The sequence below is a fragment of the Pseudomonas sp. PDM15 genome (assembly GCF_014851565.1).
Taxonomy (GTDB): Bacteria; Pseudomonadota; Gammaproteobacteria; order Pseudomonadales; family Pseudomonadaceae; genus Aquipseudomonas.
The window spans coordinates 251,628-271,817 of the sequence record NZ_JACVAA010000003.1 but is presented as its reverse complement, the minus strand read 5'-3'; the positions used below and the strand labels follow the sequence as shown (position 1 = coordinate 271,817).

Annotated in this window: 17 protein-coding genes; 15 read left to right on the top strand and 2 right to left on the bottom strand. The window is 67.5% G+C overall.

Translation table 11 applies throughout. The annotated features are described in order from the left end of the window. The first annotated feature begins 39 nt into the window (after positions 1-39). Positions 40-570: a DUF4142 domain-containing protein gene (locus IB232_RS09250; RefSeq protein ID WP_192398223.1), complete on the top strand. Its 531-nt coding sequence runs from the start codon at positions 40-42 to the stop codon at positions 568-570. A 43-nt stretch (positions 571-613) separates the two neighbouring features. Here IB232_RS09250 and IB232_RS09245 read toward each other — a convergent pair whose 3' ends face one another. Next, on the bottom strand, positions 614-841 hold the full coding sequence (locus IB232_RS09245) for a PLD nuclease N-terminal domain-containing protein (RefSeq protein ID WP_192398222.1): 228 nt from the start codon (positions 839-841) through the stop codon (positions 614-616). A 128-nt stretch (positions 842-969) separates the two neighbouring features. Here IB232_RS09245 and IB232_RS09240 point away from each other — a divergent pair, with 128 nt between their 5' ends. Genes IB232_RS09240 through IB232_RS09215 form a run of 6 tightly spaced genes read left to right on the top strand, consistent with a single transcriptional unit; the run spans position 970 to position 6,956 of the window. After that, entirely contained in the window at positions 970-2,310 is a 1,341-nt protein-coding gene (locus IB232_RS09240; protein ID WP_192398221.1) for an erythromycin esterase family protein, read from the top strand. A 1-nt stretch (position 2,311) separates the two neighbouring features. Beyond that, a complete protein-coding gene (locus IB232_RS09235; RefSeq protein ID WP_192398220.1) occupies positions 2,312-2,968 on the top strand; it encodes a phosphoribosyltransferase in 657 nt (218 codons plus the stop codon). Beyond that, entirely contained in the window at positions 2,965-4,371 is a 1,407-nt protein-coding gene (locus IB232_RS09230) for a homospermidine synthase (RefSeq protein ID WP_192398219.1), read from the top strand. The genes IB232_RS09235 and IB232_RS09230 overlap by 4 nt, the downstream gene beginning before the upstream one ends. A 13-nt stretch (positions 4,372-4,384) precedes the next feature. After that, on the top strand, positions 4,385-4,750 hold the full coding sequence (locus tag IB232_RS09225; protein ID WP_192398218.1) for a hypothetical protein: 366 nt from the start codon (positions 4,385-4,387) through the stop codon (positions 4,748-4,750). A 3-nt stretch (positions 4,751-4,753) separates the two neighbouring features. Further along, positions 4,754-5,839 (top strand): lactonase family protein, encoded by a 1,086-nt coding sequence (locus tag IB232_RS09220; RefSeq protein WP_192398217.1) that lies wholly within the window; start codon positions 4,754-4,756, stop codon positions 5,837-5,839. Beyond that, positions 5,832-6,956, top strand: a complete 1,125-nt coding sequence (locus IB232_RS09215; RefSeq protein ID WP_192398216.1) for a mechanosensitive ion channel family protein — start codon at positions 5,832-5,834, stop codon at positions 6,954-6,956. Before IB232_RS09220 ends, IB232_RS09215 begins: the two co-directional genes overlap by 8 nt. A gap of 78 nt (positions 6,957-7,034) precedes the next feature. On the opposite strand, the gene IB232_RS09210 is transcribed toward IB232_RS09215, so the two are convergent. After that, positions 7,035-7,517 carry a CinA family protein gene (locus tag IB232_RS09210; RefSeq protein ID WP_192398215.1) on the bottom strand — a complete coding sequence of 161 codons (483 nt, stop codon included), beginning with the start codon at positions 7,515-7,517 and terminating at the stop codon, positions 7,035-7,037. 305 nt (positions 7,518-7,822) lie between these two features. On the opposite strand from IB232_RS09210, the gene glgA reads away from it, so the two are divergent. The 8 genes from glgA to IB232_RS09170 all read left to right on the top strand — a co-directional run bounded on the left by glgA (position 7,823) and on the right by IB232_RS09170 (position 20,185). Further along, positions 7,823-9,319 carry a glycogen synthase GlgA gene (gene glgA / locus IB232_RS09205; protein ID WP_225592227.1) on the top strand — a complete coding sequence of 499 codons (1,497 nt, stop codon included), beginning with the start codon at positions 7,823-7,825 and terminating at the stop codon, positions 9,317-9,319. Further along, on the top strand, positions 9,319-11,073 hold the full coding sequence (gene treZ / locus IB232_RS09200) for a malto-oligosyltrehalose trehalohydrolase (RefSeq protein WP_192398213.1): 1,755 nt from the start codon (positions 9,319-9,321) through the stop codon (positions 11,071-11,073). Before glgA ends, treZ begins: the two co-directional genes overlap by 1 nt. After that, positions 11,070-13,130: a 4-alpha-glucanotransferase gene (gene malQ, locus IB232_RS09195; RefSeq protein WP_192398212.1), complete on the top strand. Its 2,061-nt coding sequence runs from the start codon at positions 11,070-11,072 to the stop codon at positions 13,128-13,130. The genes treZ and malQ overlap by 4 nt, the downstream gene beginning before the upstream one ends. Beyond that, a complete protein-coding gene (locus tag IB232_RS09190; RefSeq protein WP_192398211.1) occupies positions 13,123-15,936 on the top strand; it encodes a malto-oligosyltrehalose synthase in 2,814 nt (937 codons plus the stop codon). Before malQ ends, IB232_RS09190 begins: the two co-directional genes overlap by 8 nt. After that, positions 15,923-16,195 carry a DUF2934 domain-containing protein gene (locus tag IB232_RS09185; protein ID WP_192398210.1) on the top strand — a complete coding sequence of 91 codons (273 nt, stop codon included), beginning with the start codon at positions 15,923-15,925 and terminating at the stop codon, positions 16,193-16,195. The genes IB232_RS09190 and IB232_RS09185 overlap by 14 nt, the downstream gene beginning before the upstream one ends. A gap of 9 nt (positions 16,196-16,204) precedes the next feature. Beyond that, positions 16,205-18,331 carry a glycogen debranching protein GlgX gene (glgX, locus tag IB232_RS09180; RefSeq protein ID WP_192398209.1) on the top strand — a complete coding sequence of 709 codons (2,127 nt, stop codon included), beginning with the start codon at positions 16,205-16,207 and terminating at the stop codon, positions 18,329-18,331. Positions 18,332-18,429: 98 nt separating this feature from the next. Further along, positions 18,430-18,843, top strand: coding sequence for a CBS domain-containing protein (locus tag IB232_RS09175; RefSeq protein ID WP_192398208.1), 414 nt, complete (start codon positions 18,430-18,432; stop codon positions 18,841-18,843). Between the two features lie 31 nt (positions 18,844-18,874). Continuing rightward, positions 18,875-20,185: a zinc-dependent alcohol dehydrogenase gene (locus tag IB232_RS09170; RefSeq protein ID WP_192398207.1), complete on the top strand. Its 1,311-nt coding sequence runs from the start codon at positions 18,875-18,877 to the stop codon at positions 20,183-20,185. Positions 20,186-20,190: the final 5 nt, after the last annotated feature.

The following is a 20,190-nucleotide window of genomic DNA, read 5'->3' as shown; positions in this document are numbered from 1 at the left end:
CCGCTTCTACTCCAGGCAACTCACACAGGAGAGTCATCCATGCGCAATCTAAAACAACTAACCCTTGGTCTGTGTGCCGCCGTCGCCCTGAGTGCCGGTGCCGCCGTGCAAGCCAACGAAGCGCCCGCCGACCAGGAGCAGGTCAGCCCACGCAATTTCGTCGAGGAAGCTTCGGCCAAAGGCATCGCCGAGATCGAGACCGGCAAGCTGGCCCTGGAAAAAGGCACCACCGCCGACGTCAAGGAATTCGCCCAGAGCATGGTCGAGGACCATAGCGCGGCCAACAAGGAGCTCAGCGCACTGGCTACCAAGAAGCAGCTGGAGGTGTCCACCGACGCCGAGCTGATCAACCAGGCCAAGGCGCTCATCCTCAAGCTGCGTGGTGAAGCCTCGTTCGACAAGGCCTACATGAACAACCAGGTCATGGCCCACAAGGAGACCATCGAGCTGTTCCAGAAGGCCATCAATGCCGAGGATGCGGAAATCGCCGCCTTCGCCAAGCAGACCCTGCCCAAGCTCGAGCATCACCTGAAGATGGCCGAGCAGATCAACTCCCAGCTGCCCGAGTAATCATCGGCACAGAGCCCGGGATGCTTCCCGGGCTCAAGCCCGCTCAACCCTTGCTGTGCTCCGGCGAGGACGGCGGATGGGCCAGGCCACGCGGCCCCAGTACGCCCCATACCGCCAGGCCGAGCACTGGGAACAGGGCGATGCCGAGCGACCACAGCGCCTTGCTTTCCACCCCCTTGTCGCTGCGATAGACGCTGAGAATGGCCCAGACATCGAGCAACAGGATGATCGCCGCCAGGGCAATGAACAGAAGCGTGAATTCGCCAAACATGATGATTCTCCTGCGGGTGGTGTTTCTGTTGTGTCCACAGCCACGCCCCACGGTTCAGGCGAAATCGATCGAACGCTCGGCGCCTTGCGCGCCTCGAATACTGCGAGTCCCACCACGAGGTAAGCGTCATGCCCTCCTCCGCCCTCCGCCATGCCGAGCGTTCCAGCGAGGAACTGATCGACCTGTTGCGGCGTAGCGCCGAGCCGCTGCCGGATATCGACGCCCCCGAATTCGCCACGGCCTTCTCGCGCTATGGCGACGCTCGTGTGGTGCTGATCGGCGAGGCCAGCCATGGCACCTCGGAGTTCTATCGTGCCCGTGTCGCCATCACCAAGCGCCTGATCGAGCAGCACGGTTTCAACATCGTCGCCATCGAGGGCGACTGGCCGGACGCCGCGCGCATCGACCGCCACGTACGGCGTGTGGAAGTCAGCGCCGATGAAGAGACTGCCTTCGCCCGTTTCCCCAGCTGGATGTGGCGCAACCGCGAGACGCTGGAATTCGTGCGCTGGCTGCGCGGCCATAACGTCGGCCGCGAGCCGGCCGAGCGCGTCGAGTTCCGTGGGCTGGACATCTACAGCCTGCGCGCCTCCATGGAGGCCGTGCTGCGCTACCTGGAGAGCAGCGACCCGGCTCGCGCCGCCGAGGCACGCCAGCGCTACGCCTGTCTGACGCCCTGGCAGGACGACCCCGCCGCTTACGGCCAGCATGTCGAATGGGGCGACGGCGACTCCTGCGAGGCGGCGGTAATCGAACAGCTCAGCGAGCTGTTGTGGGCTCGCCTGGAGAGCCTGGAGCGCGACGAAGGGCTGTTCGATGCGGCGCAGAACGCACGCGTGGTGCGCTCGGCCGAGCAGTATTACCGACTGATGTACCGCGCCTCGGTGTCGTCCTGGAACCTACGCGACAACCATATGTTCGACACCCTCAAACAGGTGCTCAAGCATCGCGGCCGCCAGGCCAAGGCGGTGGTCTGGGCGCACAACTCGCACATCGGCGATGCCGCCGCCACTGCCATGGGCTGGCAGGGCGAGTTCAACCTCGGCCAGCTGTGCCGCATCGGCTGGGGCGACGACGCGGTGCTGATCGGCATGGGCACCGACCACGGTGAGGTGGCCGCCGCCGACGACTGGGGTGGCGAGCTGAAGATCAAATCGGTGCTGCCCTCGCGCGCCGACAGCTGGGAGAGCCTGTTCCTGCGCGTCGGCCTGCCCGCCTCGCTGACCGACTGGCGCGGCGCCGGCAAGAACGCCCTGCGTCACGCCCTCGGCGAGCCGTTGCTGCAACGCGCCATCGGCGTGGTCTACCGGCCGCAGAGCGAGCGGCAGAGTCACTACTACGAGAGCGTGCTGGGCGAGCAGTTCGACGCCTACCTGTGGTTCGCCCGCACCTCGCCGATCACTCCGCTGAACAGCAGCGGAGCCTTCGCCCAGGGCCATGACGCCGACATCGTTCCCTTTGGAGTCTGAGATGGGGCAATCCGCGGAGTTCAGTGATCGTCACCAGGCCGGCCTGGCGCTGGCCGGCGCGTTGCGTGAGCTGCAGCTGCATGAGCCGGTGGTACTGGCCCTGCCCCGGGGCGGCGTGCCAGTTGGCCATCCCATCGCGCGTGAGCTGGGCGCGCCGCTGGACATTCTGCTGGTCCGCAAGATCGGCGCGCCCGGCCAGCCGGAATTCGCCCTGGGCGCCGTGGTGGATAGCGCGGAGCCGCAATGGCTGGTGGACGAAGACATGCTGCGCCTGTTCGACCCGGCGCCCGGCTGGTTCGCCCAGCAGGTGACCGAGCAGCTGCGCGAGATCGAGCGGCGCCGCTCCCTGTATTGCGGCCCGCGCCTGCCGGTGCCGCTGGAGAACCGCGAGGTAATCCTGGTGGACGACGGCCTGGCCACCGGCAGCACCGCGCGGGTGGCCTTGCAGGGGCTGCGCAAGCTGCGCCCGCGCCGAGTGATTCTGGCCGTGCCGGTGGGACCGAGCGAGGCAGTGGAGAAACTGCGGCCGCTGGTGGACGAGCTGATCTGCCTGGTTACCCCAGAGCCGTTTCGCGCTGTCGGCGACCACTATCTCGACTTCCGCCAGGTCTCCGATCTGGAAGTCATGGAGCTGCTGTCGCCAGGAGCGCGGATATGAACGCCCCCTACCCGTTCGACGGGCGTCTGCTGCTGATCGGCTTCGGTTGCATTGGCCGTGGCGTGCTGCCATTGCTGCTGCGGCATATCGACCTGCAGCCGGCGCAGCTGCTGATCATCACGCCCGACGATGGCGATCGGCCGATCGCCGAGCAGTACGGGGTCGAGCTGCGCAGCGTGCGCCTGACCGAGGACAACTACCGCGCCGAGCTGGAACCGCTGCTCGGCCCCGGCGACTTCCTGCTCAATCTCTCGGTGAATGTGGAGAGCGCGGCGCTGATTGCCCTGTGCCAGGAGCACAACGCTCTGTACCTGGACACCTGCACCGAGCCTTGGGCCGGCGCCTATACCGATAGCCAGCAGTCGGCCTCCGAGCGCAGCAACTATGCCCTGCGCGAACGCCTGCTGGCGCGCCGGCGTGGCGAGCCCGACGGCAGCACGGCGCTGATCACCCACGGCGCGAACCCGGGGCTGGTCTCGCATCTGGTCAAGCAGGCGCTGCTGCAGCTGGCCACCGACCTCGGCCAACCCCAGGCCGCCCCGTTCGACCGCCTGGGCTGGGCAAGCATGGCCCAGCGCCTTGGGGTGCGCTGCATCCATATCGCCGAGCGCGACTCGCAGTACGCCGCGCGGCGCAAGGTCGAAGACGAGTTCGTCAACACCTGGTCGGTGGACGGCTTCATCAGCGAAGCCTGTCAGCCTGCCGAACTGGGCTGGGGCAGCCACGAGAAGAGCCTGCCGATGGACGGCCGACGCCATGCCTTCGGCTGCCAGGCGGCGATCTACCTACAGCGCCCAGGCGCCGCCACCCGCGTGCGCACCTGGACGCCATCCGGTCCCACCCAGGGCTTTCTGGTGACCCACAGCGAGGCGATTTCCATTGCCGACTACCTCACCGTCGGCCGTGGCGAGCATCCCGAGTACCGCCCCACCGTGCACTACGCCTACCAGCCCTGCGACGATGCCCTGCTGTCGCTGCACGAGCTGGCCGCACGTAACTGGCAACCGCAATCGCGCCAGCGCCTGCTGGACGAGGAAATAGCCGGCGGCCGCGACGAGCTCGGCGTACTGCTGCTCGGCCATGCGCGCAACGCCTACTGGTTCGGCTCGCGGCTGAGCATCGAGCAGGCTCGCGAGCTGTGCCCGCACAACAGCGCCACCAGCCTGCAGGTAACGGCGACGGTGATGGCCGGAGTGATCTGGGCCATGGCCAACCCGGACCGAGGCATTCTCGAACCCGACCAGCTGCCGCACGAGGAGATCCTTGCGCTGTGCCGTCCCTACCTGGGCGAGCTGGTCGGACTGTATAGCGACTGGACGCCCCTGCAGGACCGGGAGCGGCTATTCGATGAGGCGCTGGATCGTGACGATCCCTGGCAGTTCGCCAATTTCCGCGTGGACTAAAGGAGAAAGTGCCATGTTCGACTCATTCAACCTGATCCTGCCGATCCGCCTGCTCGGCGCCGCCCTGTTGCTGGGCGGCCTGGTCATGGCAGCCGGCGATATTCGCCTGAGCGCGTCGCTGCAGGAGTTCTTCGGCGACCTGCTGCTGTTGTCGGTGGGTGCGCTATTTCTACTGCGCCGGGGCGAGGCAGTAGTGCTGTACGTGCTGGTCACGGTGATTGCCAGCCTGTGGGCGCTGCTGGAAGTCAGCGTGGACGGCTGGCAGCTGCTGCCGCGGCTGCTGATCTGGTTCGTCGTCGGCCTGTTGCTGCTGCCGGCCAACCAGGCCTTGGGGCGTACCCTGGAGGCGCGCAGCCTACGTGCGCAGTGGATGAAGTGACGCATGCAGGAACCTAGTTACCATCTGCTGGTGGGTTGCGCCGAATGCGATGGCATCCTGCGCCTGGGTTTCGATGCCGCCAGCGGCCGGCTCGAAGAGCGGCCGCTGCAGCGCATCGCCGCGAGCAAGGCTTCGTGGCTGGTGGTATCCGCCGACGGTGAGCGGCTGTTCGCCCTGGAGGATGTGCAGGGCGGCGGTCGGGTCAGCGCCCTGCGCCGCGACGCGAATGGGCAGTTCATCGTCACCGCCAGTATGCCCAGCGAAGGTATCGAGGCGGTGCATGGCTGCCTTGGCGAGGAAGCGCGCCACCTGCTGGTCGCCCATTACTGTGCGGATGCCCTCCCCGGGGGCTCGCTGGCCGTGCTGCCGCTCAGCGCCGATGGCCTGGGGCGGGTGACCCAGCTGCTGGTCGAGCCTTTCGAGCGCCCCGGTGCGCAGCGCCAGGCCTCATCGCACATCCACTGCGTGGTGCTGGCGCCCGATGACCGCGATGTCTTCGCCTGCGATCTGGGTGCGGATCGCCTCTACCACTATCACTACCAGGCCGAGCGCGGCGATCCGCTGGCGCCGGCCAACCCGCGCTATCTGCAGCTGTCCGAAGGCAGCGGGCCACGCCATCTGCTGTTCGACGCCAGCGGGCGGCACGCCTATCTCACCCTGGAACTGAGCAACCAGGTTGCCCTGCTCGACTATCAGGATCGGCGGCTGCGGCTGCGCACCCTGTATGACCTCGACCCGCCGCTGCAGCCGCCAGCGGACCGTCGCCTGGGCGCGCTGCATCTGTCGGTGGATGGGCGCTTCCTCTATGTCAGCCGGCGCGGCGCGCAGAACCAGCTGGTGGCCTACGCAGTGGACCCGTGCAACGGCGCGCTGGAGGAACTGCAGCGGCGCAACAGCGGCGGCGTGGAGCCCCGCGAATTCGCGCTCGCCGCGGATGGCCGCTTCCTGCTGGTGGCCAACCAGCGCAGCGACAATCTGCTGGTCATCCAGCGCGACCCGGCCACTGGCCTGCTCGGCGATACGCTGCAGGAGCTGCAGGTGCCCAGCCCCAGCGATCTCAAGTTCATCACCGCGGTAGCCCATGGATAACGCCTGGCTCGACCTGCTGCCCTGGCCCGAACTGCGCACCCTGGGCGTCGCATTGCTGGTGGCACTGCTGCTGGAAGTGGTGGCCGGCTGGCTGCTGCGCCTGCTCACCCGGCTCACCCATAACCTGCTGGCGGCGCGCGAGCTACTGCAGCGCGCCCGCGCGCCGGTGCGCCTGCTGCTGCCGCTGTGCGGGGTGCAGGTGGTACTGAGTTCGGCGCCGGACCAGCTGCTGCTGATCGATGGTGCCCGCCGCCTGGTGCTGCTGGCGATGATCGCCGCCTTCACCTGGCTCGGCCTGCGCGCGGCGGATGCGATCCAGCGCGTCATCGTCGCCAAGCACCCGGTGGACATGGCGGACAACCTGCAGGCGCGGCGCATCCAGACCCAGACCAAGGTGCTGGTGCGTACGCTCAGTGTGTTCGTGGTGATTTTCGGCGCCTCGACCATGCTCATGACCTTCCCCGCCGCGCGCCAGTTCGGCGCCAGCCTGCTCGCTTCGGCCGGGCTCGCCGGCCTGGCGGTGGGCTTCGCCGCCAAGCCGGTGCTGGGCAACCTTATCGCCGGCCTGCAGATCGCCCTGACCCAGCCGATCCGCCTGGACGACGTGGTGATAGTCGAGAACGAATGGGGGCGCATCGAGGAGATCACCGGCAGCTACGTGGTGGTGCGCATCTGGGACGACCGTCGCCTGGTGGTGCCGCTGCAGTGGTTCATCGAGCACCCGTTCCAGAACTGGACCCGCAGCAACTCGTCCATCACCGGCGCGGTGCTGCTGTGGCTCGACTATTCCACCCCGCTGGAGCCATTGCGTGAGGAACTGGTACGCCTGTGCGACGAGGCCACCCATCTGTGGGACGGTCGGGTGCGGGTGCTGCAGCTGATCGAGACCGGCGAGCGGGCGATCCAGGTGCGTGTACTGGTCAGTTCCTCCAATTCCTCGCATAACTGGGATCTGCGCTGCTACCTGCGCGAGAACCTGGTGAACTTCATCTGCGCCAATTTCCCCGGCTGCCTGCCGCAGCTGCGCGCGTCGGTGGGCAGTGCCTCGGGCATCGATCTGGTGGAGCAGCAGCCAAGCGGCCAGGTGGTGGAAGCGGAGCGCCAGCCGCCGGTGTGAAATGGCTGTTTATAGGATGATCTCGCCGCAGGCAGCCCACCACGGCGCAACGCCGTAGCGCCTGCGGCGAATACCGCCTCACATCACCCGCAGCCGTTCGTAGTAGTACGGCAACTGCAAAAGCGCATAGCGCGCCGCCGCATAGCGCACGTCGTTGCGCTCGCCCTCGAACTTCAGCGTCTCGCTGACCACGCCCTGGTGATCGTTGATGCGCATGGCGCAGGCGAAGCACTGTACCCCGTCCATCGGCCCATCCGCTTCGGCCAGCCCGGTATTGGCCAGGGCGATGTCGGCGCGGCTCATCTTCAGCGCACCCAGGGCCATCTCCCGGGTCACCTCTTCGCTGGTCAGGCCGAAGTGATCGATGGTCATGCGGTTGACCCCCAGGCACATCTGCTTGGCCTCCGGCGAATAAACCACGAAGCCGCTGTCCAGCACGGATCCGCTGCCGGAAATCTCTGCCATCAGCGATGCCATCAGGCCGCCAGTACAGGATTCGGCGGTACTCAGGGTCAGACGGTACTTCTCCAGGAAGTGCACTACCTGCTCGACGCTCTGCATCTGTGTGCCCTCTCTGCCGATGGGTTGACTTATGCCCATGGGAAGGCCGCGCGGCGCTCAAAGTTCAAGTTTTCCGGCCGGGGGCGGCGTGCAAAAAAGTCGAAACTTTCCGCCAAGCGCTCCGGTCAGGGAAAGAGTATGGGGTTGTCGGTTTATCAGCAGACGACGCCAGTCGGGCCAAGCAGAGCCGACTTGGCAGGGGCGCCTTGTGTGGCGGACCAGGCGAAGCGGCAGGCGATTCACTGAGATTTCGGAGTAAAGACATGGGAAACGTCGCTGTGACCGCAAGAATTGATGCACAGGCCATGACACAGCTTCCAGCTCCACCGCAATTGCACGTCGAGAGCCTGCACGAGCAGAAAAAGCGGGTTCTTTTCGTCACCTCCGAGTTCGCCGACCTGATCAAGGTTGGCGGTCTGGGAGACGTGTCCGCCGCCCTGCCCCGCGCGCTCTCGAGCCACCACGATATCCGCGTGCTGATTCCCGGCTACCGCCAGGTCATGGAGAGCGGCCAGAACATTCGTGTGGTCGGCGAAGTGGGCGGCCATGCGGCCCTGCCTCCGTGCAAGATCGGACGCATGGACCTAGCCGACGGCCTGATCGTGTACGTGCTGATCAACCCCGAACTCTACGAACGCGACGGCACACCCTATGGCGACGCCCACGGCCGTGACTGGGCGGACAACCATATACGCTTCGCCCGCCTGGGCCTGGCCGCCGCCGAGATCGCCAGCGGTACCGCGTGCATCCGCTGGTGCCCCGAGCTGGTCCACGCCAACGATTGGCCGGCGGCCATGGCCCCGGCCTACATGGCCTGGCGCCAGGTGGCCAGCCCCACCGTGCTGACCATCCACAACCTGGCCTACCAGGGCCTCTGCGACCTGCAGTGCAACGCCGAGCTGGGCATTCCCGCCCAGGCCTGCGGCAGCGACGGCATGGAGTTCTACGGCAAGCTGTCGTTCCTCAAGGCCGGCATCGTCTATGCCAGCCATGTGACCACGGTCAGCCGCACCTACGCCGAGGAAATCACCACCCCGGCGTTCGGCTGCGGCCTGGAAGGCATGCTGCAGGCCAAGGTCGCCGTCGGCCAGCTCAGCGGCATCGTCAACGGCATCGATGAGAGTTGGGAGCCGCGCACTGACCCGCACCTGGCGCAGGGCTTCGGCGTGCGTCAGTGGCAAGGCAAGCGCGCCAACGCTGCGTACGTCGAGCAGTTGCTCGGCCTGGATGCGGATTCCGGCCCGCTGTTCGCCGTGGTCTCGCGCCTGGTGCAGCAGAAAGGTATCGACCTGACCCTTGGCGTGGCCGAACAGATCGTTGCCCAGGGCGGCCGCCTGGCGGTGATCGGTCGTGGCGAACCGGAGCTGGAGGCGGCCATGGCCGAGCTGGGCAGCCGTCATCCGGGTCGCATCGGCGTGCACATCGGCTTCAACGAGACGGACGCCCGGCGCATCTTCGCCGGTAGCGATTTCCTGCTCATGCCCTCGCGCTTCGAACCCTGCGGTCTGAGCCAGATGTACGCCCAGCGCCTGGGCTCGCTGCCGATCGCCCGGCGCACCGGCGGCCTGGCCGACACCATCGAGGATGGCGTCACCGGCTTCCTGTTCCGCGAATCCACCCTGGAGAGTTACCAGGAGGCGGTGCAGCGCGCCTTCAATGTCTATCGCCACCCCGAGCTGCTCAGTGCCATGCGCTGCCGGGCCATGGCCGCGCCGCTGTTCTGGCGGCAGTCGGTGCTGCCCTATGACGAGCTGTACCAGGAACTGCTGGGCGCCACTCGCCTGGCCGCGGATGCGCTTTGATGTACAGCCACGGAGCCACGCGGCTGGATGAGCGGCGTACCCGCTTCGCCTTGTGGGCGCCGGACTGCCGCGAGGTAGCCCTGGAGTTGCAGGACGGTTCGCTGCACCCGATGCAGGAGGCGGCGCACGGCTGGTTCGAGAGCGAGCTGGAATGCCCGGCGGACACCAGTTACCGCTTCATCATCGACGGTAGTCGGCGGGTGCCCGATCCGGCCTCGCGCCGGCAATTCGGCGACGTGCACGGCTTCAGCCGGGTGGTCGATCACCGCAGCTATGTGTGGCGCCACGCCAACTGGCGTGGTCGACCCTGGCACGAGACGGTGATCTACGAACTGCACGCCGGCCTACTGGGTGGCTACGCCGGCGTCGAGGCGCTGCTTCCGCACCTGGCCGAGCTGGGTGTGACGGCCATCGAACTGATGCCGCTCGGCGAATTCCCCGGGCGGCGCAACTGGGGCTACGACGGCGTGCTGCCATTCGCCCCGGACGGCAGCTACGGCACGCCGGACCAGCTCAAGCACCTGATCGACAGCGTCCACGGCATGGGCCTGATGGTGTTCGTCGACGTGGTCTACAACCACTTTGGCCCGGATGGCAACTACCTGGGCCACTACGCCAGCGCCTTCTTTCGCGAGGACCGGCACACGCCCTGGGGCGCGGCCATCGACTTCCGCCGCCCGCAGGTGCGTGACTTCTTCTGCGAGAACGCCCTCATGTGGCTGCTCGATTACCGCGTTGACGGCCTGCGCCTGGACGCCGTGCACGCCATTGGCGACGACGACTTCCTCGCCGACCTGGCCGATCGGGTATATGCCGCGGTGCCACCCGGCCGCCACGTGCACCTGATCCTGGAGAACGAAAACAACTCGGCCGGCCTGCTGGAGCGCAGCTACACCGCCCAATGGAACGACGATGGCCACAATGCCCTGCATGTGCTGCTGACCGGCGAGACGGAGGGCTACTACGCCGACTTCGCCGAGGATGCCACCGCCAAGCTGGCGACCTGCCTGGCCGAGGGCTTCGTCTATCAGGGCCAGGCCAATCGCCATGGCAAGCCGCGTGGAGAGCCCAGCGGCCAGCTGCCACCAACCTCCTTCGTGCTGTTCCTGCAGAACCACGACCAGGTCGGCAACCGCGCCTTTGGCGAACGCCTGGCGGCCATGGCCGACGAGGACGCGCTGAAAGCCGCCACCTTGTTGTTGCTGCTCTCGCCCATGGTGCCGCTGTTGTTCATGGGCGAGGAATGGGGTTCGATCCAGCCATTTCTGTTCTTCACCGATCACCAGGGCGAACTGGCCAATGCGGTGCGCGATGGTCGGCGCAACGAGTTCGCCGAGTTCTCGCGCTTCGCCGATCCGGCGCTGCTGCAACGCATTCCCGATCCCAACGACCTGGCCACCTTCACCCGCTCGCAGCCGGATCTGGCGCCCAACAGCCAACCGCGCCAGCGTGAATGGCTGGACTACTACCGGCGCCTGCTGCACCTGCGCCACAGCCACATCGTGCCGGCCCTCCACGGCAGCCATTCGCTGGGCGTCACGGTACTGGCCCCCGGCGCGCTGTCGGCCGGCTGGCGCCTCGGCAATGGCCAGCTGCTGCGCATCGACATCAATCTGGGCGAGCTCGCCGTGGAAACCGGCGCCCGCTCGCCGGCCGGCAAGCTGCTGTGCGCCCACCGGGTCAACGAGGAGGAATATCGCCATGGCCTGCTGCCTGCACGCAGTGCCCAGGCCGTGCTGGAGGTGGCGCCATGAGCGATGCCCTGCTTGCCGAACTGGCCGACGCCGCCGGCCTAAGCGTGGACTGGCAGGACGCCAATGGCCGCCCACAGCGGGTCAGTCCCGAAGCGCAGCGGCGCCTGCTGGAATCCCTCGGCTTTCCGGCGCAGAGCCCACAGCAGATCGAGGGCAGTCTGGCCGAGCTGCGCCAACGCCACGCCAATCCGGCCACCGACCCGCTGCTGACCCTGGAACAGGGCCAGGCCACAAGGCTGAGCGGTTTCGCCCCGGAACAGGCCTACAAGCTGACGCGCGAGGATGGCGAGGTACAGTCCGGCCGACTCGATCCCCACGGCTGCCTGCCCGCCCAGGACGTGCCCGGCTATCACCGCCTGGAGATCGGCGATGCGCGCCTGACCCTGGCGGTGGCGCCGCCGGCCTGCCGCAGCGTCGAGGAGCTGTGCGGCAAGCGCCACGCCTGGGGCCTCACCGCCCAGCTGTATTCGCTGCGTCGTCCCGGCGACGGTGGCCTGGGCGACACCCGCGCCCTGGAAGACCTGGCCCGGCATGCCGCCAACCAGGGCGCCGATGCCCTGGCGATCAGCCCGATGCATGCCATGTTCGCCGCCGATCCCGAACATTACAGCCCCTACTCGCCCTCCAGCCGGCTGTTCTTCAACGTCCTGCACGCCGATCCGGCCAATCTGCTGGGCAGCGAAGCGGTGGAATGGGCCATCGAAGCCTGCGACCTGCAGGAAGAATGGGCGCGCCTGGAGCAGCTGGAACTGATCGACTGGCCCGCCGTGGCCAAGGCCCGGCAATGCCTGCTGCGCGAGTTGTATCGCGACTTCCGCGAGAGCGACGGCTCGCTGCTCGGCAACTTCACTGCCTTCTGCGACGCCGGTGGCGATGCCCTGCTGCAGCACTGCCGCTTCGAGGCGCTGCACGGCCATATGCTGGGCAGCGGCGAATCCGGCGACTGGCGCAACTGGCCGGAGCATTTCCGCGACCCACGGCATGCCGCGGTGCAGCGTTTCGCCAGCCAGCACGCCGACGACGTCGGCTTCCACGCCTTCGCCCAGTGGCTGGTCGCGCGCGGTCTGGAGAGTGCACAGACGGTGGCCAGTGGCGCCGGCATGGGCATCGGCCTGATCGCCGATCTGGCGGTGGGCGCCGACTGCGCCGGCAGCCAGGCCTGGAGCCGCCAGAACGAACTGCTGCAGGAGGTCACGGTCGGCGCGCCGCCGGACATCCTTAACCGCGCCGGGCAGAACTGGGGCGTGTCGGCCTTTTCTCCCGAAGGCCTGCGCCGCCACGGTTTCCGCGCCTTCATCGAGATGCTCCAGGCCAATCTGGCGCATGCCGGCGGCATTCGCATCGACCACGTGATGGGCCTGCAGCGCCTGTGGGTCATCCCGCATGGCGGCGAGCCACAGGACGGCGCCTACCTGCGCTACCCGATGACCGACCTGCTGCGCCTGCTGGCCCTGGAGTCCCACCGCCATCGTGCGCTGGTCATCGGCGAAGACCTGGGCACCGTGCCCGAGGGTCTGCGCGAGGAGCTGGCGCGGCGCAACATCCTCGGCATGCGCGTACTGCTGTTCGAGCAGCACGACGGCCGCTTCATCGCCCCGCATCATTGGCCACGCAACGCCCTGGCCACCACCAGCACCCACGACCTGCCGAGCATCAAGGGTTGGCTGGCCGGCAATGACATCGACTGGCGCCTGCGCGCCGGCCACAGCCGGCCCGAGCAGGAGAGCGACGACCGCGCCGGGCGCGCCCGGGAAAGCGCCGCGCTGGCAGATGCCCTGGCCGAGCACGGACGCCTGCAAGGCGCGCGCGAGGACGCCGAAGCCTGCCTGCAGGCCAGCATCGACTACATCGGCGGCACGCCGGCGTCACTGGTGCTGCTGCCGCTGGAGGACGCCACCGGCACCGACCAGCAACCCAACCTGCCCGGCCCCGGCCAACTCCACCCCAACTGGCGCCGCCGTCAGACCCTGCCGGTGCGCCAGCTGCTCGAACAGCCGGACACCGAACGCCGCCTGACCCGGCTGGCCAAGGCTCGCCAGGAGGCGATCGATGATTGATCTGCGCGCCACCCTGCGCCTGCAATTCCACCAGGGCTTCACCCTGCATGACGCGGTAGAGCTGGTGCCCTACTTCGCGCGCCTGGGCATCAGCCATGTGTACGCCTCGCCGCTGCTCACCGCGCGCCCGGGCTCGATGCACGGCTACGACGTGGTCGATCCAACCCGGATCAACCCCGAGCTGGGCGGCGAGCCCGGCCTGGTGCGTTTGGTCGAGGCCCTGCACGGCCGCGGTATCGGCCTTATCCTCGACATAGTGCCCAACCACATGGCCGTTGGCGGCGACGCCAACCCTTGGTGGCTGGACCTGCTGGAATGGGGCAAGGACAGCCCCTATGCCAAGTTCTTCGATATCCAGTGGCACTCCCACGACCCGCTACTGGCCGGCCAGCTGTTGGTGCCTTTCCTGCGTACCGACTATGGCGAGGCCCTGGCCGGCGGCAGCATCGCCCTGCACTTCGACCCGGACCACGGCCGCTTCTACGCGCAGCATTTCGAACATCGTCTGCCGATCACCCCGCCCAGCTACGGCGAGATCCTGCGCGGCGCCGACGACCCGGCGCTGGCCGAGCTGGCCAAACGCTTCGACGCCCTGCGCAGCGACGGCGATGCCTGGCACAGCAGCCAGCCACTGTGCGCCGAACTGGCCCAGCTGGGCCGCCCAGAGGTGACTGGCGAGGCCATGCGCCGCGCCCTGGCCCGCTACCGCTGCGACGGCGAAGCCGGCGTGCAGCGCCTGCACCAGTTGCTGGAACGCCAGCATTACCGGGTGGCCAGCTGGCGCACGGCAGCCGACGACATCAACTGGCGGCGCTTCTTCGACATCAACGAGCTGGGCGGCCTGCGGGTGGAGCGCCCGGAAGTGTTCGAGCTGACCCACGGCAAGATCTTCCAGCTGATCGAGCAGGGCCTGGTCGACGGCCTGCGCATCGACCATGTGGACGGCCTGGCCAACCCGCGCGCCTATTGCCGGCGCCTGCGCCGGCGCGTCGACCTGCTGCTGGCAAAGCGTCCGCAGGCGATGTTCGGCCAGCATTTTCCGATCTACGTGGAGAAGATCCTCGGCTACGGCGAGCACCTGCCGGACAACTGGAACGTCGACGGCACCACTGGCTACGAGTTCATGAACCAGCTCGCCCTGCTGCAGCACGATCCGCGCGGTGAACAGCCGCTGCGCGAGCTGTGGAGCGAGCTGGGCGGGCGCCCGCAGGAGTTCGCCGAGGAGGCACTGGAGGCACGACGCCTGGTGCTCGGCAGTTCGCTGACCGGCGATCTGGAGGAAGTCGCCCAGGGCCTGCTGCAGGTGGCGCGCAACGATATCGCCACCCGCGACCTGACCCTGGCCTCTATCCGCCGGGCGCTGCTCGAGCTGATCGTGCATTTCCCGGTGTACCGCACCTACGCCAACGCCTGCGGCCGCTCCGGGCAGGACCAGCACGTGTTCCAGCAGGCCCTGGACGGCGCGCGCCTGACCCTGGCCGAAGCCGACTGGCCGCTGCTCGACCACCTCGACCGCTGGCTCGGCGGCCAACCGCTGCACGAGCTGCCGCCGGGGCGTCCGCGCAAGCTGCGCGCGCGGGTTCTGAGCCGTTTCCAGCAGCTGACCTCGCCGGTGGCGGCCAAGGCGGTGGAAGACACCGCCTGCTACCGCGCCGGCGTGCTGCTGTCGCGCTACGACGTGGGCTTCGACGCCGAGCACTTCAGCCAGCCGCTGGAACATTTCCACCAGTGCAACCGCGAGCGGGCCAGCAAGCTGCCATACAACCAGCTGGCCACCGCCACCCACGACCACAAGCGTGGCGAGGACAGCCGCGCGCGCCTGGCCGTGCTCAGCGAACGCGCGTCCTGGTATGCCGAGAAGATCCAGCGCTGGCGCGCCCTGGCCGCCCTGTGGCGCGGCGACCTGCCGGAAAACGCACCCAGCGCCGATGAAGAACTGATCCTCTACCAGGCCCTGCTCGGCAGCTGGCCGCTGGAACTGAGTGCGGACGATAGCGAAGGCCTGCAGGCCTATCTGCAGCGCATGCGCACCTGGCAACAGAAGGCCCTGCGCGAAGCCAAGCTGAACACCAGCTGGAACGCTCCCAACGCCGAGCACGAAGCGGCCAGCCAGGAATTCCTCGAGCGCCTGCTGACCCGTCCGGAAGGCCGCGAGCTGCGCCTGGAGCTGGTCGCTGCGGTGGCCAGCATCGCTCCGGCCGGCGCCCTCAACAGCCTGGCCCAGTGCCTGCTGAAGTACAGTGCGCCGGGCGTGCCGGACCTCTACCAGGGTTGCGAGTATTGGGATTTCAGCCTGGTCGATCCGGACAACCGCCGGCCGGTGGACTTCGCCGCCCGCGTCGCCTCGCTGGACGGCCTGGCCGAACCAGGCGAGCTGCTCGCCCACTGGCAGGATGGCCGGGTCAAGCAATGGCTGATCGCCAATCTGCTGGCCATCCGGCATGCCCGCCCGCAGCTGTTCGCCCGCGGCGACTACCGCCCACTGGAGGTCGAGGGCGAGCAGGCCAGCCGCGTACTGGCCTTCGCCCGCAGCTTCGGCGACACCCACCTGGTGGCCGTGGTGCCTCGCCTGGCCGCCGGCCTGCTGGGCAGCAGCGAGGTGCCGCACATACCGGCCGCGCGCTGGGGCGATACCCGCGTCGTGCTGCCGCCGGAGCTCGCCGGCCTGGGCCTGACCGGCATTCTGCCGCCGCACTCACCGACCAATCACGGGCATCTGCTGCTGGCCGAGGTGCTGGCGGAGTTCCCGGTCAACCTGCTCTGCCTCAAACCCCATCGCCAGGAGAATTGCCATGAGCATCGATGAACAACGCGTCCGCGAATTCGCCTATCAGATCTGGGAATCCGAGGGTAAGCCCGTCGGCCAGGAAGATCGCCACTGGGCCATGGCCTACAAGCTGGCCGAGGCCGAAGCCGCCACCGAGCAGCTGCCGACGCTCAAGCCACGGCGTATCAGCAAGCCCAAGGCGGTGACGCTGGCCGAGGCGGAGGCCCAGGCCGAACAGCCGGCACTGCTGAAGAAGCCGCGCGCACCGCGCAGCACCACCAAAACGCCCAAGGCCTGAGAGGTGAGCATGGGTAAGCAGCGCTCGCGCATCGCCGAAGGCCACCCCTTCCCCCTCGGCGCCACCTGGGACGGTCTTGGCGTCAACTTCGCCCTGTTTTCCGCCCACGCCACGAAAGTGGAGCTATGCCTGTTCGACGACCAGGGCAAGACCGAAATCGAGCGCATCGAGCTGCCCGAATACACCGACGAGATCTGGCACGGCTACCTGCCGGATGCCCATCCCGGCCAGGTGTACGGCTACCGGGTATACGGCCCGTACGAGCCGGACGCCGGGCACCGCTTCAACCCCAACAAGTTGCTGATCGACCCCTACGCAAAGCAGTTGGTGGGCAAGCTGCAGTGGTCCGAGGCGTTGTTCGGCTACACCATCGGCCATCCGGATGCCGACCTCAGCTTCGACGAGCGCGACAGCGCCGCCTTCGTGCCCAAGAGCAAGGTCATGGATCCGGCCTTCACCTGGGGTGAGCAGGCGCCGATCCGCGTGCCGTGGGACAGCACCATCCTCTACGAGACCCACCTGCGCGGCATCAGCATGCTGCACCCGGCCGTGCCGGAGAACCTGCGCGGCACCTGCGCCGGGTTGATGAACCCGGAGCTGCTCAAGCACATCCGCGCGCTCGGGGTGTCCAGCATCGAGCTGCTGCCAGTACATGCCTTCGTCAACGACCAGCATCTGCTGGAAAAGGGCATGAACAACTACTGGGGCTACAACAGCATCGGCTTCTTTGCCCCGCACCCGGCGTACCTGGCCAGCGGCAAGGTCAGCGAGTTCAAGGAGATGGTCGCGCACCTGCACGATGCCGGCCTGGAGCTGATTCTCGACGTGGTCTACAACCACACCGCCGAGGGCAACGAGCGCGGCCCGACCCTGTGCATGCGCGGCATCGACAATGCCAGCTACTACCGTCTGATGCCGGACGACCGGCGCTTCTACATCAACGATTCCGGCACCGGTAACACCCTCGACCTGTCGCACCCCTGCGTGTTGCAGATGGTCACCGACTCGCTGCGCTACTGGGCCACCGAGATGCGCGTGGACGGCTTCCGCTTCGACCTGGCAACCATCCTCGGCCGCTACGCCGACGGTTTCGACGAGCGCCACAGCTTCCTGGTCGCCTGCCGCCAGGACCCGGTGCTGAGCAAGGTCAAACTGATCGCCGAGCCCTGGGATTGCGGCCCCGGCGGCTACCAGGTCGGCGGTTTCCCGCCCGGCTGGGCGGAATGGAACGACAAGTTCCGTGACAACGCCCGCGCCTTCTGGAAAGGCGACGGCGGCCAGCTGGCGGAGCTGGCCAGCCGCCTCACCGCCTCGGGTGACCTGTTCAACCAGCGCGGCCGACGGCCCTTTGCCTCGGTCAACTTCATCACCGCCCATGACGGCTTCACGCTGCGCGACGTGGTGTCCTACGACCACAAGCACAACCAGGCCAACGACGAAGACAACCGCGACGGCACCGACAACAACATCTCGTGGAACCACGGCTGTGAAGGGCCGAGTGACAACCAGGAGATCCGCGAGCTGCGCCTGCGGCAGATGCGCAACCTGCTGGCCACCCTGCTGTTCGCCCAAGGCACGCCGATGCTGCTGGCCGGCGACGAGTTCGGCCGCACCCAGCAGGGCAACAACAACGCCTACTGCCAGGACAACGAGTTGAGCTGGGTGGACTGGAACATCGACGAGGAAGGCCAGGGCCTGATCGCCTTCACCCGGCGCCTGATCGCCCTGCGCCGCGCCTACCCGATCCTGCGTCGCGGGCGCTTCTTCGTCGGCCATTACAACGAAGAGCTAGGGGTCAAGGACGTGACCTGGCTGGCACCCAATGGCGAGGAGATGAGCGAGGAAAACTGGCACGACGGCGAGGCCCGCTGCATGGGCATGCTTCTGGACGGCCGCGCCCAACCCACCGGCATCCGCCGCAGCGGCGCGGATGCCACCCTGCTGCTGATCCTCAACGCCTACCACGAGTCCGTGGACTTCCTCCTGCCGGAGGTGGCCGAAGGCTCGGCCTGGGTCGGCCTGCTCGACAGTAATCAGCCACAGCAGCGCAGCAGCGAGCAGTTCGCCTTCGGCAGCCAGTTCCAGGTGGCGCCGCGCTCGCTGCTGCTGTTCAAGCTGCAGAAGGAAGGCGACTGATCCACGGCGAAAAAAGCCTGAACCGCGCCCGTCCCCTCCAGTCGGAAGCTGTAGGCGCCGCAAAAGCGGCGCCGTCACTTTCGACACAGGAGGACGACATGAAGATCAGCGAAATCATGACCCGCAATGTGCAGACAGTGCGCCCCGAAGAAAGCATCCGTGAGGCCGCCGCGCTGATGGCGCGCATCGACAGCGGCGCGCTGCTGGTCGAGGAAAACGACCGCCTGGTGGGCATGCTCACCGACCGCGACATCGCCGTGCGCGCGGTGGCAGAAGGCCTGAACAGCGACACCCCGGTACGCCAGGTGATGAGCGGCAACGTCTGTTACTGCTTCGAGGACGAAGACGTGCAGCACGTGGCGCAGAACATGGCGGATATCCAGAAACGTCGCCTGCCGGTACTCAGCCGCGAGAAGCGCCTGATCGGCGTGGTGTCCCTCGGCAACATCGCCAGCGCCCGTAGCGACAAGTCCAGCAGCACCCTGCTGCGCGGCGTAGCGCAGGCCCACTGAAGCCTGCGGGCAGAGCGAGTCGGAGAACCGCATGAAAGCCGTGGTATTCCATGATGTGGGCGACATCCGTCTCGATGACGTGCCCGAGCCCACCCTGCAAGAGCCCACCGACGCTATCGTGCGCCTGACCGCCTCGGCGATCTGCGGTACCGACCTGCATTTCGTGCGCGGCACCGTGCCCGGCATGGCCAAGGGCACCATCCTTGGCCACGAGGGCGTCGGCATCGTCGAAGCCCTGGGCGAGGATGTGCGCAACCTGCAGATCGGCGACCGGGTGGTGATTCCCTCCACCATCGCCTGCGGCAACTGCTCCTACTGCCGCGCTGGCTACTACGCCCAGTGCGACGAGGCCAACCCCAACGGCAAGGAGGCCGGCACGGCCTTCTTCGGCGGCCCCTCGCCCTCCGGCCCGTTCCACGGGTTGCAGGCCGAGAAGGCTCGCATTCCCTTCGCCCATATCGGCCTGGTCAAGCTGCCCCGCGAGATCAGCGACGACCAGGCCATCCTGCTTTCGGACATCTTCCCCACCGGCTACTTCGGTGCCGAGATGGCCGAGATCACGCCCGGCGATACGGTGGCGGTGTTCGGCTGCGGCCCCGTCGGCCAGTTCGCCATCGCCAGCGCCAAGCTGCTCGGCGCCTCGCGAGTATTTGCCATCGACCACCTCGAGGACCGCCTGCGCATGGCCCGCCAGCAAGGCGCCGAGGTGATCAATTTCGACCTGGAAGACCCGGTGCAGACCCTGCGTCGGCTGACCAGCGGCATTGGCGTGGACCGCGCCATCGATGCTGTCGGCGTGGACGCCGAGTGCTCCTGTCACGCCAATTCCCAGCAAGTCGGCCAGTTCCGCGAAGAGATGGCCGCAGTCGCGCCCAAGACCCACCCGGACGGCGCCAACTGGCACCCCGGCAATGCGCCGAGTCAGGCCCTGCAGTGGGCCGTGGAAGCGCTGGACAAGGCCGGCACCCTGTCGATCATCGGCGTCTACCCGCAGCAGGCGCGGGTGTTCCCGATCGGCGCGGCGATGAACAAGAACCTGACCATCAACATGGGCAACTGTCATCACCGCAAATACATCCCGCTGCTGATCGACCTGGTACTCAACCACCGCATCGACCCGGCCAAGATCCTCACCCAGATCAAGCCTATGAGCGATGCCATCGAAGCCTTCAAGGCGTTCGACCGCCGCGACGAAGGCTGGATCAAGGTCGAGCTGCACCCGCAGATGCAGCTGGGCGTAGGCAGCGAGGAGCAGATCAAGAGCGGCCGCCTCGAGCAGACCATCGAAGCGCCCGCGTCCAACGGCGACATGTTGACCACAATGGTGCCCAAGCGGTCCTAGGGAGT